This window comes from Chryseobacterium sp. MA9, from assembly GCF_024399315.1.
Lineage (GTDB): Bacteria > Bacteroidota > Bacteroidia > Flavobacteriales > Weeksellaceae > Chryseobacterium.
Genome location: NZ_CP075170.1, coordinates 1,543,818 through 1,558,098 on the forward strand (window position 1 = coordinate 1,543,818; position 14,281 = coordinate 1,558,098).

18 protein-coding genes are annotated in these 14,281 nt (G+C 36.6%); all 18 read right to left on the minus strand.

Annotation, left to right across the window (positions count from 1 at the left end):
- Nucleotides 1-38 precede the first annotated feature (38 nt).
- The 18 genes from KIK00_RS07115 to KIK00_RS07200 all read right to left on the minus strand — a co-directional run bounded on the left by KIK00_RS07115 (nt 39) and on the right by KIK00_RS07200 (nt 14,234).
- A complete protein-coding gene (locus KIK00_RS07115) occupies nt 39-1,061 on the minus strand; it encodes a glutaminyl-peptide cyclotransferase (protein WP_255815854.1) in 1,023 nt (340 codons plus the stop codon).
- 35 nt (nt 1,062-1,096) lie between these two features.
- Nucleotides 1,097-1,480 (minus strand): VOC family protein, encoded by a 384-nt coding sequence (locus tag KIK00_RS07120; protein ID WP_255815855.1) that lies wholly within the window; start codon nt 1,478-1,480, stop codon nt 1,097-1,099.
- On the minus strand, nt 1,477-1,983 hold the full coding sequence (locus KIK00_RS07125) for a GNAT family N-acetyltransferase (RefSeq protein ID WP_255815856.1): 507 nt from the start codon (nt 1,981-1,983) through the stop codon (nt 1,477-1,479). The genes KIK00_RS07120 and KIK00_RS07125 overlap by 4 nt, the downstream gene beginning before the upstream one ends.
- A 3-nt stretch (nt 1,984-1,986) precedes the next feature.
- A complete protein-coding gene (locus KIK00_RS07130; RefSeq protein WP_255815857.1) occupies nt 1,987-2,412 on the minus strand; it encodes an SRPBCC domain-containing protein in 426 nt (141 codons plus the stop codon).
- A 231-nt stretch (nt 2,413-2,643) separates the two neighbouring features.
- A complete protein-coding gene (locus KIK00_RS07135; protein ID WP_255815858.1) occupies nt 2,644-4,257 on the minus strand; it encodes a Na+/H+ antiporter in 1,614 nt (537 codons plus the stop codon).
- Nucleotides 4,258-4,379: 122 nt separating this feature from the next.
- Nucleotides 4,380-5,384 (minus strand): bestrophin family protein, encoded by a 1,005-nt coding sequence (locus tag KIK00_RS07140; protein WP_255815859.1) that lies wholly within the window; start codon nt 5,382-5,384, stop codon nt 4,380-4,382.
- A gap of 77 nt (nt 5,385-5,461) precedes the next feature.
- Nucleotides 5,462-6,139 (minus strand): DUF2490 domain-containing protein, encoded by a 678-nt coding sequence (locus KIK00_RS07145; protein WP_255815860.1) that lies wholly within the window; start codon nt 6,137-6,139, stop codon nt 5,462-5,464.
- Nucleotides 6,140-6,267: 128 nt separating this feature from the next.
- Nucleotides 6,268-6,369 (minus strand): DUF1398 domain-containing protein, encoded by a 102-nt coding sequence (locus KIK00_RS07150; protein WP_255815861.1) that lies wholly within the window; start codon nt 6,367-6,369, stop codon nt 6,268-6,270.
- 165 nt (nt 6,370-6,534) lie between these two features.
- On the minus strand, nt 6,535-6,984 hold the full coding sequence (locus KIK00_RS07155) for a VOC family protein (RefSeq protein ID WP_255815862.1): 450 nt from the start codon (nt 6,982-6,984) through the stop codon (nt 6,535-6,537).
- A gap of 37 nt (nt 6,985-7,021) precedes the next feature.
- A complete protein-coding gene (locus KIK00_RS07160) occupies nt 7,022-7,567 on the minus strand; it encodes an SRPBCC family protein (protein ID WP_255815863.1) in 546 nt (181 codons plus the stop codon).
- A 15-nt stretch (nt 7,568-7,582) separates the two neighbouring features.
- A complete protein-coding gene (locus KIK00_RS07165) occupies nt 7,583-7,954 on the minus strand; it encodes a VOC family protein (RefSeq protein ID WP_047378065.1) in 372 nt (123 codons plus the stop codon).
- A complete protein-coding gene (locus KIK00_RS07170) occupies nt 7,951-8,355 on the minus strand; it encodes a hypothetical protein (protein ID WP_255815864.1) in 405 nt (134 codons plus the stop codon). Before KIK00_RS07170 ends, KIK00_RS07165 begins: the two co-directional genes overlap by 4 nt.
- A 2-nt stretch (nt 8,356-8,357) precedes the next feature.
- Nucleotides 8,358-8,828 carry a hypothetical protein gene (locus tag KIK00_RS07175; protein WP_255815865.1) on the minus strand — a complete coding sequence of 157 codons (471 nt, stop codon included), beginning with the start codon at nt 8,826-8,828 and terminating at the stop codon, nt 8,358-8,360.
- A gap of 10 nt (nt 8,829-8,838) precedes the next feature.
- Nucleotides 8,839-9,294 carry a DUF1569 domain-containing protein gene (locus KIK00_RS07180; protein WP_149832696.1) on the minus strand — a complete coding sequence of 152 codons (456 nt, stop codon included), beginning with the start codon at nt 9,292-9,294 and terminating at the stop codon, nt 8,839-8,841.
- A gap of 376 nt (nt 9,295-9,670) precedes the next feature.
- On the minus strand, nt 9,671-10,879 hold the full coding sequence (locus KIK00_RS07185; protein ID WP_255815866.1) for an ABC transporter permease: 1,209 nt from the start codon (nt 10,877-10,879) through the stop codon (nt 9,671-9,673).
- Nucleotides 10,880-10,945: 66 nt separating this feature from the next.
- Complete coding sequence (locus tag KIK00_RS07190; RefSeq protein ID WP_255815867.1) at nt 10,946-11,902, minus strand: HlyD family secretion protein; 957 nt, start codon at nt 11,900-11,902, stop codon at nt 10,946-10,948.
- A gap of 11 nt (nt 11,903-11,913) precedes the next feature.
- Entirely contained in the window at nt 11,914-13,332 is a 1,419-nt protein-coding gene (locus KIK00_RS07195; protein ID WP_255815868.1) for a TolC family protein, read from the minus strand.
- Between the two features lie 413 nt (nt 13,333-13,745).
- On the minus strand, nt 13,746-14,234 hold the full coding sequence (locus KIK00_RS07200) for an ecotin (RefSeq protein WP_255815869.1): 489 nt from the start codon (nt 14,232-14,234) through the stop codon (nt 13,746-13,748).
- Nucleotides 14,235-14,281: the final 47 nt, after the last annotated feature.

Below are 14,281 nucleotides of genomic sequence, written 5' to 3' on the forward strand. Positions count from 1 at the left end.
TTATTTTATTCAGATAGAAATTGTTATTAAACTTTTTCTTATTTAATTACAACTTCATAAATTTTCGGCCAGTTCTTTCCTGTTACCAACATATTATCACCTTTGAAAGCAATTCCGTTCAATACATCATCACTTCCTTTCGTGTTCTGTTTGGCAATTTCCGTGAAATCAAAAGTTCCCACTACTTCACCGTTAGCTGGGTTAATTTTTAAAATAATAGGTTTCTGCCATACATTTGCATAGATAAACCCATTGTGGTATTCAAGCTCGTTCAATTGATCATAAGCCTGAGCACTACCGGCAACAGCGATATATTTAATCAGTTTTGAAGGATTATTGACATCAAGGAAATATAAAAGTTTACTTCCGTCAGAAGCAATCAGGTTTTTGCCGTCATACGTCAGTCCCCAACCTTCACCCAATACATTGGGATAAGCAAATTCTGAAAGCAGTTTCAAAGAGCTTTTATCATAGATATATCCTTTTTTGCTCTGCCATGTCAACTGATATACTTTATCCCCTACAATTGTACTTCCTTCAGAGAAGTCTTCCTGAGCCTGTTTGGTAGAAGCAAGCGGCGTTGTAGTTCCCAATGTATATTTTAAAATCTGGGAAGCTCCGTTCTGTCCGTCACTTTCATAAATAGTATTTCCTTCCACCTGGAAACCTTGTACAAAGTTTTTAGGGTCGTGAGGATATTCTGCTACAATCTGATAAGGAATATTTTTTTCAGGATTTTTTGCAAATACATTGATGGTTGCATCCTGATTCAGTACTTCTCCTCCTTTTGTTTTAACGTTGAATGTAACAGCATTATCGCCTAATGTGAAAAATTTAGGATCAACGGTTAGATCTGTTGTTTCTTTATCTCCAAAGCTGATGGTTACACTTTCTGCATTTTCCGTTACCTCTTTCGGAAGCTCAAGCTTATCTCCGAAATGGTATCCTTTCGCCTCCATTGAATTATTATAAGTATTCAGTGTATCAAGGATTTCTTTATTCTTGTTACAAGATGCCAGTAATAAAATCGCTGCGAAACCCGCTATTATATTTTTTTTCATTGAATTTCTAAATATTTCCCCAAAAATAGCAAATTTTATTCCGTATTGCCAATATTATCTATGGGTTCACCAAATTGTAGGATATAACCATTGTTATCATAGATCGCAAACTCCCTCATTCCCCACTCAAAAGATTCAATTTCATAGCAGACTTTTGCCTTTGTTTTAAGCTCTTCCCAAAGTTCATCCACCTTATTTACATTGAAATACAATGAGCCGGAAAAACCGATTGAAGTATTTTCTTCATGCTGGTTGGGCTGAGAAAGCATAATGTATATTTCATCTTTACGAAGGGAAGCCCATTGCCAATCGTCATTTCTATCCACCAGGGTAAACCCGAGAACGTGCATGTAAAACCCTATGGTCTCATCAAGATTTTCTGTCCAGAGAATAGGACGAAGTGCGGTAAACTGTGTCATAATTCCTGTAATTCAAAAGTATTTTTGTGGATTTTCATATTCAGGGAAACCCAGGTTTCTGTATCAATCTTCGCTTCGCTTTTGACTTCAGGGTCAAAGGCAAAACCCACTTTCCGGTAACATTCAATAGCTCCGGTATTCCAGTCATAAACGTTCAATTCTGCAGTTTCTTTATCAAAATGACTAAAACCATATTTCAGAAGTTCCTGCATTACTTTTTTACCATATCCTTTTCCTCTGTTGTTTTCATCCCAGATCAGAATTCTGCCCAGCAGAAATGTCTTTTCTTTTAAAAAAATCTGAGCATGGCCAATAGTTGTCCCTGTATGATCTGCAATGGTAAACAAGGTTCTTTTTTCATCGGACAAATCGGTCTCCAGCTGTTCTGCTGTAAGTGGAAAACGGTATACAGGCCCGGCAAACTGAAGAAGCATTCTTTCATCTTCTATTTTTGAAATCAGCAAAGGTGCATCTTGAATGGTAAATGATTTTAATGTAATCATGGTCTACTTTTCTACATATTCTTTTAAACTCTGTCCCAAAATGGTGTTCCAGCCTTGTGTAAAATTATCTCTTGAAAAGCCATCACCTAAGTCTTTGAAATTTTCAATATTTTCATGGGTAAGTTTTACTAGAGTTTGTCCGTCTTCTGGCAACAATTCCCAGATCACAATAGTTTTTAACGCTGAAAAATCAGGATATGACCATGTATGCTTCAGTTTCTGATTAGGTATAATTTCTAAAATTTCTCCCTGATGATGGTATTTATTTTCACCTCCGGGTTCGAAGAAATTAAATTCTTTTCCTATTTCTAATGCAAAATCCTGGATATCAAAATACCAGGATTTCATTTCATTTTTATCGGTTAATGCTTTCCAGATTTTTTCAGCGGGAGCATTTATTGTGTACTGAACAGTGATTGGTGTGCTCATATGATTGGTTTTAACAGATTTAATTTTAAAAAAAGATTTTGGTCTGAAATATTTTAACCACAAAAGTCACAAAAGAATTTAGACTAAGATGAGCTTGCATTTGTAGAAAGTTTACAAAATAAAGAACCTCAAATCTTTAGAACTTAAGTGTACTTCCTGCTTATATAAATTTAAACAACTTAAGTGGTTAAAAACTTTTGTGACTTTTGTAGTTTATTTTTTAAATTTTAATTACCCATGTGAAAATCCGGTAATCTTTGCTTCATCAAAATCCAGCTGCATTTCAATGGTTCTCATCACATGATCATCAAATATTTTCTCTCTTTTCATTCTGTGCAGTTCGTTTCTCTGTGCCTGAATGATTTGGCGTAAGACATCTTTATTTTCATTGATCGCTGTTACATAATCTCCTGTGGAAGCCATGCACTGGGCTTTGTCTGCCATCAGCATCATTTCATTTTCCAGTTTATGCTTTTGATGGCGTACTAAGCTGTTTGTAACGGCCAGTTCAGAAAAATCATTATCCAGTTTGTGGAGAGCTGTTTCTTTCAGCTTGCGCATCAGGATCACTTCCTGTTTTTCTTCCGGCAATTCACTTCCGGCGTCCTGTATATTCAATAATTTCAGGATCGGGCTCAGCAATAATCCTTGCCCTACCAGAGTAATCAATATAATAACGAAAGTTACGAATAAAATAATGTTCCGGTGCGGAAATGCCTCTCCGTTTGGTAAAAACGCAGGAATTGATAATGCAGCAGCCAGTGAAACAACTCCTCTCATAGCCGCAAAACTGATGATAAATGGTTCCCGCCAATCTGGTTTCGGAACTTTTAACCTTAATTCTTTGGAGCAGACTCTTGGGAAATACATTAATGCATAGCTGTACAGAATTCTTGTCCCGATAATAGCTCCACCAATCACTACACTGTAGAAAATACCTTCAGAAATTGTATATTCTTTCATTCCTTCCACTACAATAGGAAGTTCAAGGCCAATCAGAATGAAAATGATTGTATTCATCAGGAATATCAAGACGCTCCACACGTTCCCGGACTGTATCCTTGAGGTGTGACTCAAATAACAGTGTGAATTATAAGACATCAGTAATCCCCCAGCCACTACTGCCAGTACTCCCGAAAAATGGAAATGCTCTGCTCCCACATACATAATGTACGGCACAATAAGGGTAATAATGGTATCGATATTAGAATTGGTAGGAATAATTCTAAGCAATGCTCCGAATAAAAAGCCTACAGCCACTCCCACAGCAATTCCTCCGATAGCCATCATAAAGAAATCCTGAACAGCATCTCTCCAGATAAACTGTCCTGAGATAACGGCTGCAAGGGCAAACTTGAACACAATTAAACTGGATGCATCATTAATAAGACTCTCTCCCTCCAGAATATTGGTGATTTTTTTAGGAATTTTCATATGCTTTAGCACTGAAGTGGCCGCTACTGCATCTGGTGGAGAGTTGACACCCCCCAGCAGGAATCCCATTGCTACCGTAAGCCCTGGAATAATTGAAGAAGAAAGGTAAGCCACAACGATAGATGTTAAAAACACCAATCCAAAGGCCATTGAAAAAATTTGTTTTCTCCATTTATGAAAGTCCTGCCATGAAGTAAACCAGGCCGCTTCAAACAAAATAGGCGGCAGGAAAATAAGGAAAACAAGATCTGGTTCTATTTCTATACGTGGCATTCCCGGCACAAAGCTTATCAGCAATCCTGCAATCACAAGAAAAATCGGGTAAGCAACTTTTAATTTCTGGCCGATCATTACCAATATCATCACAGACAGCAGTACTGCAATGGATATTATAACATAGCTGTGAATCATTTTAAGTAAGTTTTTTAAGTGTTATTTTTTATTTGGATCGTTATCTAAACCTATAAGGTTTCATATATATTCTAAGTATAAATCCTTATTTTGCTTTACAATTCTTCTGATAGATTATAGAATTAAAGCACAATATTATTCTTTGGAGTAATGGCTGGCGGAAGGTCAGATTCATCCAGCATATCTCTCATATCAATCTCTATAGTACGGCTGATCTGAGTGATTGGAACGTCATTGGGACTGCCCTCAAATGGGTTTACAGAAGCCTCCCCTACACTGTCTAAGGTATGAAAACACCAGGTCACCAATAAAGAAAACGGAATATTAAACCATAATGTCCACCCTTCTACTATTGTTCCCTCTCCTAATTTATCAAGTTCTTTCAGCAATCCGAAAGGCACAAAAACAATGAATAAAAGCAAGAGATAAGTGGTGATTGAAGAGAAGTTTCTTGGATACGGAAAGTTTTTAATTCTTTCAGCTTTTCCCTGATTGTCCGTAAACTTCACCAATTGCTGATTGATTTGCGTCCACTGAAAATCATTGAGTTCTCCTTTTTCATAGGCTTCAGACAAAGCTTTACTCTGTTTTGCCATCAATTGTGTCGCTCTGTTCTTTTTGCTTAAAATATACTGAAGCTCTGGTTCAGAAAGGTATTTTTTCAGTTCTTCATCCAGTTTGGAAAGCCTCTCCGGAATGTCATATTTTTTAGCATATTCATCAAACTGATCTGTACCCATGTTTTCCCAAGCTCTTGGTTCACGAAGCTGAAATCTCAATGCTGTAAGCCATGCATAGTGACGAAGAAACATCTCTTTTACCTTACCATTATCTTTGGAAAGCAATGCATCTCTCAGAATATATCCGAAACTACGGCTGTCATTGATAATGGCTCCATAGATTTGTCTTGCTTCCCAGAGTCTGCTGTAGCTGGCATTATTTTTAAATCCAACAATAAAAGCAACTGCTGTTCCCATGATAGCAATCGGCTGCCAAGGAACTGAGAGAAATTTCCAGCCTAAAAAGTACAGAACTGTAGGGATAGCTGATAATACAACCAGAGCATAAATGCTGCGTCTGGTCCAGATAATGAACTCACGGGCTCCAAATCTTTTTCCTGAATGCATAGGTGTTTATTTTTTGTGTTTATTATTTTTTATTTTCAAATAATGGTCTTTCATCAAGCATTCGGCAGCGGTTACAATCAGTTTTTGGTAAATGGAATATTATTATAAAAACCAATCTGAATCTGCCCGCGGTTTCTGTTCTCCTGAATCTGGTTCATATAACCTGCTTCAATCCTCATATTTTTATTAATGACATATCCTAAAGCTCCATAGACTCTGTTTCTGTCGAAAACCGGACTGTTGAAGTGCAGGAAAATCTCATTATATACAGATGCATAAAGGGTTTTTGGCAACATTTCTTTCTGAGTAATTGGAATATTTACCCCCAGCATGTAACGAAACCTCATCCTGAAATCCTCTTCCAGAAAACGTTCTTCCAAACGGTAACGGTGCTGAAGGTAAAAACGTCCAAATTTTTGCTTTATAATGTACTGCTGAAAAATTCGATGTTCTATATTTTCTTTTTTCTCCCCGTTTACATAAGGCTGGCTCAGAATGAAACCATATCCCAATAAGATATTGTTATTATTTTCTGTAAGATCATATCCAATTCCTGTACGGATAAGTAATTGTTCCAGATCTCCAACCGCATCAAAATTACGGTACTGAATTTCATTATGCCAGTTCAGTTTCTTACTGATCTTGTTATTTCCAAAATACATATACCATGCACCCAGATCATTTTTTTGAGCAAATGTCAATATGGACCCCAAACCTAATACTGTGAATGCCAACTTCGTAAAAACCTTTCTCATGCCTGTTAATTACTATTATCTATCGTTTTTAACAAAATTAATAATTTAAATCAATAATAGCAAATGCTATTTCACAACATGATTTACAGAAAATCGAATGGAATAATTTTTATCGCTTTCTCAAAAAACTATCCCGGAACCTCTTCTGTCTGAATATAGACAGGAAAATCAGCTCCGCTTTTTACTTTCTGATGCTCGGTTTTAATGTCTTCAATTGTAAATTTCATCATTTTATATTTTTTGTGTTAAGTGTAAATCTTCTATCATTTTATTATTCTGATATACTCCTTCCATCAAATTTAAAAATTTTTGGGATGCAAATATATATCAAATAAAAAACCGGCAATTGCATTGCCGGTAAGTTCTAACTATATTTCAAATACAAAATATTAATTTTATGGATGTTGCTGCATTTTAGCAGGATCATCATAGTTTACCATCCAGTTGATCCCGAATTTATCACTAAACATTCCGAAATAAGCTCCCCAGAAAGTATCCGCCATTGGCATTGTTACCTGTCCTCCTGCAGAAAGACCACCGAATAATTTGTCGGCTTCTTCTTTAGATTCTGCATTGATAGAAATAGAGAAATTGTTCCCTGCTTTGAAATTGGAAGACCACTCTCCTCCTGTATCGCTTCCCATCAATATTGTTTCTTTAGAGATCGGAAGTGAAACATGCATGATTTTGTTTTTGTCTTCTTCAGGAGTTTCTTTTCCTTCTATTGGAGGCATTTCTCCAAATGTTCCGATGTAAGGGTATTCTCCTCCGAAAACAGATTTATAGAAATCGAATGCCTCTTTGCAATTTCCATTGAATGTCAGGTAAACGTTTACTGTTGCCATAATTGTCTTGTTTTTTTAAGTTGAGTTTGTATTTTTATTAAGGTCTTTCAGATAAAGCTTTTAATCTTGAAAGCCCTTTCTGATAGTCTTTTCCGATAGCATCTTCCATGTTCATAAATAGTTTCATCAAAGTAAACGGATAAGGGATCTGTGATGTAAATCCCCATGTTGCCTTACTTCCGTTTCCTTCCGGAACTACTGTTACATAAGCGTTTGCTTCACTTTCATATGGAGTAAGAAATTTGATTTCCGTATCAATTCTTTTACCTGCTTCATCTACTTTTTTCAATTCCTGACAACCTTTTCCTGCATTTTCATTTTTACTGTCCCAGCAAACTTTTTCTCCTGGCTGCCCCGTTGTGCCTGTCCAGTCTTTTTTCATACTAGGATCAAGGTCATTCCATGGGCTCCATTGATCCATTGCTTTTAAAGTATTGGTATTTTGCCATACTTTTTCTACTGGTGCATTGATAGAAATCGTTTTTTCATATTTGCAATCTCCTGAAATAAAAGCAGCCACCACTAACAAAATGATTAGTAGTGCAACTAAGAATAAAATAATTCTTTTAAATATTCTCATCATAAATGTTTTTAATTATTATCTGTGCTGATCTATAAGAATCATATTTCCATCGGGATCTTTCAGGTAAATATGTTCAGGTCCCGAAGTTGTTTCATCAGCTTCTTTTCCGATTTCAACTCCGCTTTCTTTTAATCTTTTCTGAATTTCACGCACATCTTCAAAAGATTCAAGATTCTGTGCATTTTCATCCCATCCCGGATTGAAAGTAAGCATATTTCCATCAAACATTGCCTGAAAAAGTCCTATCAGTGTAGAACCGTTTTTCATGATCAGGTAGTTACTTTCTGTAGTTCCTGCCATGGTTGTAAAGCCAAGTTTCTCATAAAAGTCCCTGGATTTCTGAAGGTCTTTTACACTTAAGCTGATTGAAAATGCTCCTAATTTCATATTTTCTTTGTTTTTAAAGCGAGTTTATGTCCTATGAAAACCAGTCCCCAAACGAAGATTCCTAAAATCCAGAACCAGATGGGAGTAGGTAAAGATACCATCATATAAATGGTCATCAGTAAAAAAATGATTCCACAGATTACAGCTGATGTAGATTTTCCGTTGTTAGAAATTTTTGAGGCTGTAAATCCGGAAACAACCGCTGCTAAGGCATAAGCCAGAATGATAAAAAACAGTGCCATAAAAGGAGCATCACTAATATACATTTGCAGAGCTTTCATATCTCCGGCAGCAGCTTCTGCTGGAGGAGGATACAGATAATGTCCTATTTTTTCCACTCCGGTAATACAGATGGAACCCACGATAAGCCCCACCAATACAGCTAATATTCTTCTCAGCATGATTATTGGTTTTTTAAATGGGTCTTAAACTCTATGGTTCCGTCATAGCTTCTCCAGTCTCCTATAAGTTCAATATACTGTCCTTCAATCTTTTCTGTTTTCTTATTCCACTTAAAATTATAGACAAATCTTCCCTTAAAGAGCCCTGAATGTTTTCCTTTATTCTCTTCTGCCAACTCATATTCCCCAAACACAGTTCCCTGCTTCCGGGAATCTTTATATTTTGAAATGGTAATCTTACCTTCAAATTTTGTGTAATTGGTATCCACAAGAGAATATCCTGAAACAAAATACTCCTGATCATTCTTTTTATTCTGTTCAGAAATATTGATCTTAAGTTTCAGTTCCTGGCCTTTGTTTCCGATAGTACCCAGATAAGGTTTACTGTTGTTCAGCCAGGTATTTGAAATATCCGGCATCTGCCCCAATACAAAATTGGCCGCCAGAAGGAAGAGTAATAAAAGTTTTTTCATACAGTGAGTTTTAAACGCCAAATTGTGACAGATGATGGTTCAGATGTTTAGCAAACATATTGTTCCACTCCTGAGCTTTTAATTTTCCGAAAGAAAAAGATTCTTTTCCATCAAAAGCGTCTGCCCCCAATTGCTGTGTTTTCTGAATAAAACCAATCAGTCTTGTTTTTTCTTCGTGAAAGTTTTTTCTGGTAGTCACCAAAAATTGCGGAGCAGTAGGAGAATCTCTTGGATATGCTTTTTCTCCCACTACCTTAGGTTTCACAAAGGTTTTTAATATAAATTTTGCAATAGATCCCGGTTTTTTATGTTTTTCCGGCTCATAAATCATTTCATAAGTTATACAACAGTGTGCCAGCATCTGGTCTACCGTCATTTTACCCCATAAACCATGGGTGTCTTCTACCAATTTATTTATCCTATCAATATAATTTTGAGCATCTTTTGCATCAAATACATTTTCCATATAATTTCTATTTTACTATGGACAAATATATTAGTTTTTTTGTTTGATTTAATCGTTGAGTGAAAAAATTGAAAGTTGTTAATTGTGGGATTCGGGTTGCGGGGTTTCTGGATTATTGGTTGTGGGTTATGAGTTGCTAGTTGCTAGTTTTTTAGTTGCGGGCTTGTGATTAAGTGTAGGGATAAAGGTTAAGATATGGGACGCGTAATGTGGGTTTGAGGGTTTTCAGGTGATGAGAATATAGGGTTCAGATGATGTGATTTATTTTTTACTAATATTTTGAATTATTTAGCCTAAATACTGATAACTAAACATTTAACAAAAGTGACTAACCCGCAACTAAAAAACTAGCAACAAATCAATCAGCAACAAAAAATTACTCACTATCCTCCTGAGAAGCACTCTCAACCACAATTTCCTGTGGCGCTGCTTTTCTGAAAATAAACCAAAGTTTGATCTTTAAAGCAATCCAGCCTATAACGGCATATATTACTAAGAGGATACTTAAATGTTTCAGGTAAGGGAATGTAAGTTCTACGGAACCTTTCTGAATCAATAAGATTTTGAAAGCCTGTAAAAAGGGAGTTAACGGAATAATATTGGCGATAAACTGAACGAAAGCAGGCATCGCACTCAATGGCCATGTAAAACCACTGATGATAAAGGCCGGTGAAGCAATAACCATAAGGATCTGTGTCGCCTTCAAAGCATCCGGAATCAGGATACTGATAAATACACCTAAAAATGAAACTGATCCTACAAAAACTGCTGTCAGAAGAATAAAATTGAGTATTCCTTCCGGCATTGGAACTCTAAAAATCATGTGCATAAAGTAATAAATACCTACAATGAGAATAGAAAACACCCAGATAGGAATGACTTTAATAAGCATAGTTGGGAAAGCCCATTTTTTCATTTTCAGATATTCTTTTACAAAAGATCCTCTTTCAAATTCAGCTGCAAAGCTTACTGCCATCGCCAGCAGGATCACCTGTTGCAATACCACCGCCAGCATCGCCGGCCACATAAAGATCAGATAATTTCCGGTAGTATTGAAAAGGGTAATATAATTGGCTTTGAAAGGTTCATATTGTGTAGCTGCCTTTGCGGCAGGCATTCCTGCTTTCTGAAGAGCTTTGATGGATGCTCCGGCAGAGAATGTTCCTATGGTCAGCTGAAGGGCCTTGGAGGCGAAATTTGCCGTTAAAACATTTCCGGTATTGATGTAAACATTCAGTTCGGGATATTTTTTCTGAAGCATATCTCCTTCAAATCTTGAGGGAATAATTACTACAGCCGCCGCTTCATGCCTGATGACCTCATCTTTGATGCTCAGAGGTTCCTGCAGATATCTGATAATTTTGATGCTTTTATTATCATCCAGCATTTCAGTCAATTGGCTGGACAAAGGAGTATTGTCTCTGTCCACCACCAATACGGGAGTATTTTCAACTTTTCCGCTTTTGTAGACAAACCCCAGCAAGGTTGCATAAAAGACCGGTGCCAAAAAGAACACTGTCCTTAAGGTAGAATTGCTGATAAAAAGTTTGAACTCACGTTTCAAAAGACGGAAAAATTCTTTCATCTGTAGATTTTTATATGTTGAAGAACAAAATGAAACTCGATAGAAACTTCATCTGCTCTTTTCAATTTATTTCAGGATGACATTGGCATTGACTAAAATACTTTTAGCTTTGTTCATGTCTTTAGGTTTTACTTTGATCTCATAAATAGCATCCTGCAATTGGTAATCAGGGTAAGCCGTTGTAATATCCGCATACTTTGTAAGCTGTTTGATGTATACAATATTTCCTGTGAGATTTTCTTTATTGTAAACGACCTGCATAGTAACCTCCTGCCCTTTTTTATATTTTGAAATGGCACTTTCCGGGATGGTAAATCTGAAATAAGTACTTTCCGGAATATATCCGTTAAACAGAGCGAAACCTGCTGTTGCCAATTCTCCGGTGTTTAAGCTGATGGTTTCTATTTCCATATCGTTGGTGGCAATAATATATCTTTCGGAATAGGCTACATTGGCTTCCTGCAAAGCTCCTTTGGCCTGTGAAGCCTGTCCTGCTGCCATTTCTATTTTTTCAAAACGGGTTCCTCTGTTTACATCATCCAGTTCTGCCACTACAGCATCATATTGTGCCTTCGCACCCTGTAATTTGGCATAGATTTCATCATGAGCTTGTGGAGACATTAAGCTGTCGCGGAACATATTATTTGCTCTTTTGTAAGATTTCTGGGCAAATTCATATTGTTCTTTCAAACCTTTATATTTGGCCTGAAGCTGTCTCAGCTGATCAGCTGTTGCTCCATTTTTTGCCATTTGTTCCTGAGCTGAAGCAGCATTTACTGCGCCTTGTGCCTGTGCTATTTTTGCAGAAACCTCCGGTACGTCTAGCTGTGCCAGGGTATCTCCTTTTTTCACGGTCTGCCCTTCGGAAACATATATTTTTAAAATTCTTCCGGTAACTTTTGGGGCAAAAGAGATCACATCCTTCTTGGTTTTTCCTTCGGGATCTTTGATCTTTTCATTTTTTTTGTCACAGCTCCCCAACAAAAACAGAGCAGCGAAGAGTATAGATATATTTTTATGCATCATTTAAATTTTTAAGGGATTAAATAAAATTTGGTGATATCCAGCTCCTGGGTAGATCTCATCAGTTCTATTCCCGCTCTTCTCTGGTTGAAAATGGCATTTTGATATTCCAGTTCTGAAGCTTCAAGATCGTTTTCCGCATCAATAAGCTGTGAAGATTTGCTCATTCCGTATCGGAATTCTTTTTCTGCCTGTACAAGTGCATTTTTTGCGAGTTCTTTTTCTTTAGCTTTTAAGGTAATCTGCGCGGAAGCAATATCATAATTGGTCTGATTATTGGCCAGGTTCAGTGTCAGTTTTTTCAGGGCATCTTCTTTCTGGTTCTGCAGAACTTCTTTTCCAACTTTAGCTGTTTCTTCAGCATGTTTTCCTTCTTTGCCGTCAAAAATCTCCCATTTAAAACCTATTCCTGCCGTAATCAATGGAAATACGTTGATATTATTAGGTCGCCAGTCCAGTTTTTTCCCTTCATATCCAAGTATTGGAACTGCAGGAATGACGTTTTCCGAGGATTTGATCCTATTTCCGTACAATCCGATATAATAGGCAGAAGCCATCAGCTGTACTTTAGGAATCATCCACGTTCTTTCGGCTTTTATTTTATAGTCTGCAGCACTTATGCCGTGTTCCAGTGCACGGATTTCAGCTCTCTGTTCTATTCCTTTTTCTGCAGCCAGCAATTCTACAGGAGATAATACGGGATCAATCATTCTGAGCCTTTCTCTGTCAATTCCTGTTAAAATATAAAGCTGGGTAAGAAGCAGTTCTTTCTTCCCTTCATATTCTACCATTTTAGCATTTAAAGTGGCCTGAGCCAGTTCGATTTTCTTATGATCATAAGGAGTAATCAAACCGTAACCTAGTGCTTTATCTGCTGTTTTTCTGTTGATATCAAGTCTTTTTTTGCTTTCATCCAGCACTTTTTTAGACTGGTGAATCAAAGCCAGTTGATCATACGCTTTAGAAATAGTAGCTATAACCTCATCTTTTGTTTTCTCCAAAAGGATATCTTCAGATTTCTTCTTTTCTTCAACAGCTTTCTTCATATACTTCACCTTTCCTCCTGAATACAGAAGCATTTTGGCATCTGCCTTGGCAATACCTGAAAATCCTGATACATTGAAGTTATTGTTAAAAGCTCCTTCCGGAATGTTGATAAATGGAGCGAGATTGATTTCCGGTGACGTAAGTCTTGCTGTTCCGTTGAGATAACCTGCTTTACCACTCAATTCCAGGGTAGGAAGAAAGATATCTTTCAGCTTGTGTTCGTCAAGATCGGTAAGTTTGTTTTGGGTGACCTGCATTTTGAGGTTCGAGTCCCGAACCATAGCACTATCCAGAAGTTCTTTAAAATCCGGCGCAGACTGTGCCCAGCCAAAAGCGGGGAAAGCAAAAAAACTAAACGTAAAAATCAATAAATTGTTTTTCATGGTTTATGTTTACAACAAATATAATGCAAAAAAAAGTAAAATCCTTAAAGATAATTCTACAATATGGTGAATTTAAAGTAAGTTTAAAATGTGTTTAAGTTTAAAAGCTTATAAAATAAAGTTTTGCCAGATGCGTTTAAATGTTAATTAAAAACTAAAAAATGTTGAAAAAATATTTAACTCTACTTTTTCCGTTCCATTTTCATTGTATTTTTATTGGGAAATAAAGGGATGTAGGAATATTCTACCGGAAAAACATCACTTGCTGGTTTTTATTCCGATTCTAAATTTCGGAAACGGGATTCATATGGAATGACAAACGCCATGTTTAATCCCATCTACTACTGTAGATAAAAAACGAAAACTCCCCACATCGCTGTGAAGAGTTTTCTGTATAATTATAATAAGCTGATTTATCTTTGAACTGCTTTTTTCATGCCAGCATCGGGACGTAAAATTCTGTAACGAACTTCGATATCTTTCGGTACATAGAATACCAATGGAAGTTTACTGTTGTATCTTACCGTTTCAGGCTTTAGGGTAACAAACTTTTTAGTCAGTTTTTTATCCATGCAGCCCATCAGGGTTCCGCCGGTTTCTCCTTTAGATTCTACTTCATAATAGTTGTAGCCCCATCCCTGAAGATCCTGAGTTTTCATTTCCCCCATCAGGAAATAGTTGTTACAGTCTAACATTTTTTCAGCTCCTACAAAAAGTTCAACTTTTAAATCGTTTTCGTTTTTTGCTACTGGAAGCTGAATATATACTTGTTTATATCCTTCTTTAGCTTTTGGGAACATTTCAATCTGTAGTTTTTCAAACTTTTCTGCTTTCTTTTGTGCGAAAGCATTTACTCCAGCCATCAATACCAATCCAGTAATTAAAGTTTTAGAAAATTTCATCTTTATAATTTTTTTAATTTGTACTAATCTAATTCCAAAAACCATTC

Coding starts and splice junctions, on each gene's coding strand:
- KIK00_RS07140 (WP_255815859.1), bottom strand. CDS start 5,384: ATGCATTCAGGAAAAAGATTTGGAGCCCGTGAGTTCATTATCTGGACC.
- KIK00_RS07160 (WP_255815863.1), bottom strand. CDS start 7,567: ATGATGAGAATATTTAAAAGAATTATTTTATTCTTAGTTGCACTACTA.
- KIK00_RS07170 (WP_255815864.1), bottom strand. CDS start 8,355: ATGCTGAGAAGAATATTAGCTGTATTGGTGGGGCTTATCGTGGGTTCC.
- KIK00_RS07175 (WP_255815865.1), bottom strand. CDS start 8,828: ATGAAAAAACTTTTATTACTCTTCCTTCTGGCGGCCAATTTTGTATTG.
- KIK00_RS07155 (WP_255815862.1), bottom strand. CDS start 6,984: ATGGCAACAGTAAACGTTTACCTGACATTCAATGGAAATTGCAAAGAG.
- KIK00_RS07200 (WP_255815869.1), bottom strand. CDS start 14,234: ATGAAATTTTCTAAAACTTTAATTACTGGATTGGTATTGATGGCTGGA.
- KIK00_RS07180 (WP_149832696.1), bottom strand. CDS start 9,294: ATGGAAAATGTATTTGATGCAAAAGATGCTCAAAATTATATTGATAGG.
- KIK00_RS07135 (WP_255815858.1), bottom strand. CDS start 4,257: ATGATTCACAGCTATGTTATAATATCCATTGCAGTACTGCTGTCTGTG.
- KIK00_RS07185 (WP_255815866.1), bottom strand. CDS start 10,879: ATGAAAGAATTTTTCCGTCTTTTGAAACGTGAGTTCAAACTTTTTATC.
- KIK00_RS07115 (WP_255815854.1), bottom strand. CDS start 1,061: ATGAAAAAAAATATAATAGCGGGTTTCGCAGCGATTTTATTACTGGCA.
- KIK00_RS07150 (WP_255815861.1), bottom strand. CDS start 6,369: ATGATGAAATTTACAATTGAAGACATTAAAACCGAGCATCAGAAAGTA.
- KIK00_RS07130 (WP_255815857.1), bottom strand. CDS start 2,412: ATGAGCACACCAATCACTGTTCAGTACACAATAAATGCTCCCGCTGAA.
- KIK00_RS07125 (WP_255815856.1), bottom strand. CDS start 1,983: ATGATTACATTAAAATCATTTACCATTCAAGATGCACCTTTGCTGATT.
- KIK00_RS07190 (WP_255815867.1), bottom strand. CDS start 11,902: ATGCATAAAAATATATCTATACTCTTCGCTGCTCTGTTTTTGTTGGGG.
- KIK00_RS07195 (WP_255815868.1), bottom strand. CDS start 13,332: ATGAAAAACAATTTATTGATTTTTACGTTTAGTTTTTTTGCTTTCCCC.
- KIK00_RS07145 (WP_255815860.1), bottom strand. CDS start 6,139: ATGAGAAAGGTTTTTACGAAGTTGGCATTCACAGTATTAGGTTTGGGG.
- KIK00_RS07120 (WP_255815855.1), bottom strand. CDS start 1,480: ATGACACAGTTTACCGCACTTCGTCCTATTCTCTGGACAGAAAATCTT.
- KIK00_RS07165 (WP_047378065.1), bottom strand. CDS start 7,954: ATGAAATTAGGAGCATTTTCAATCAGCTTAAGTGTAAAAGACCTTCAG.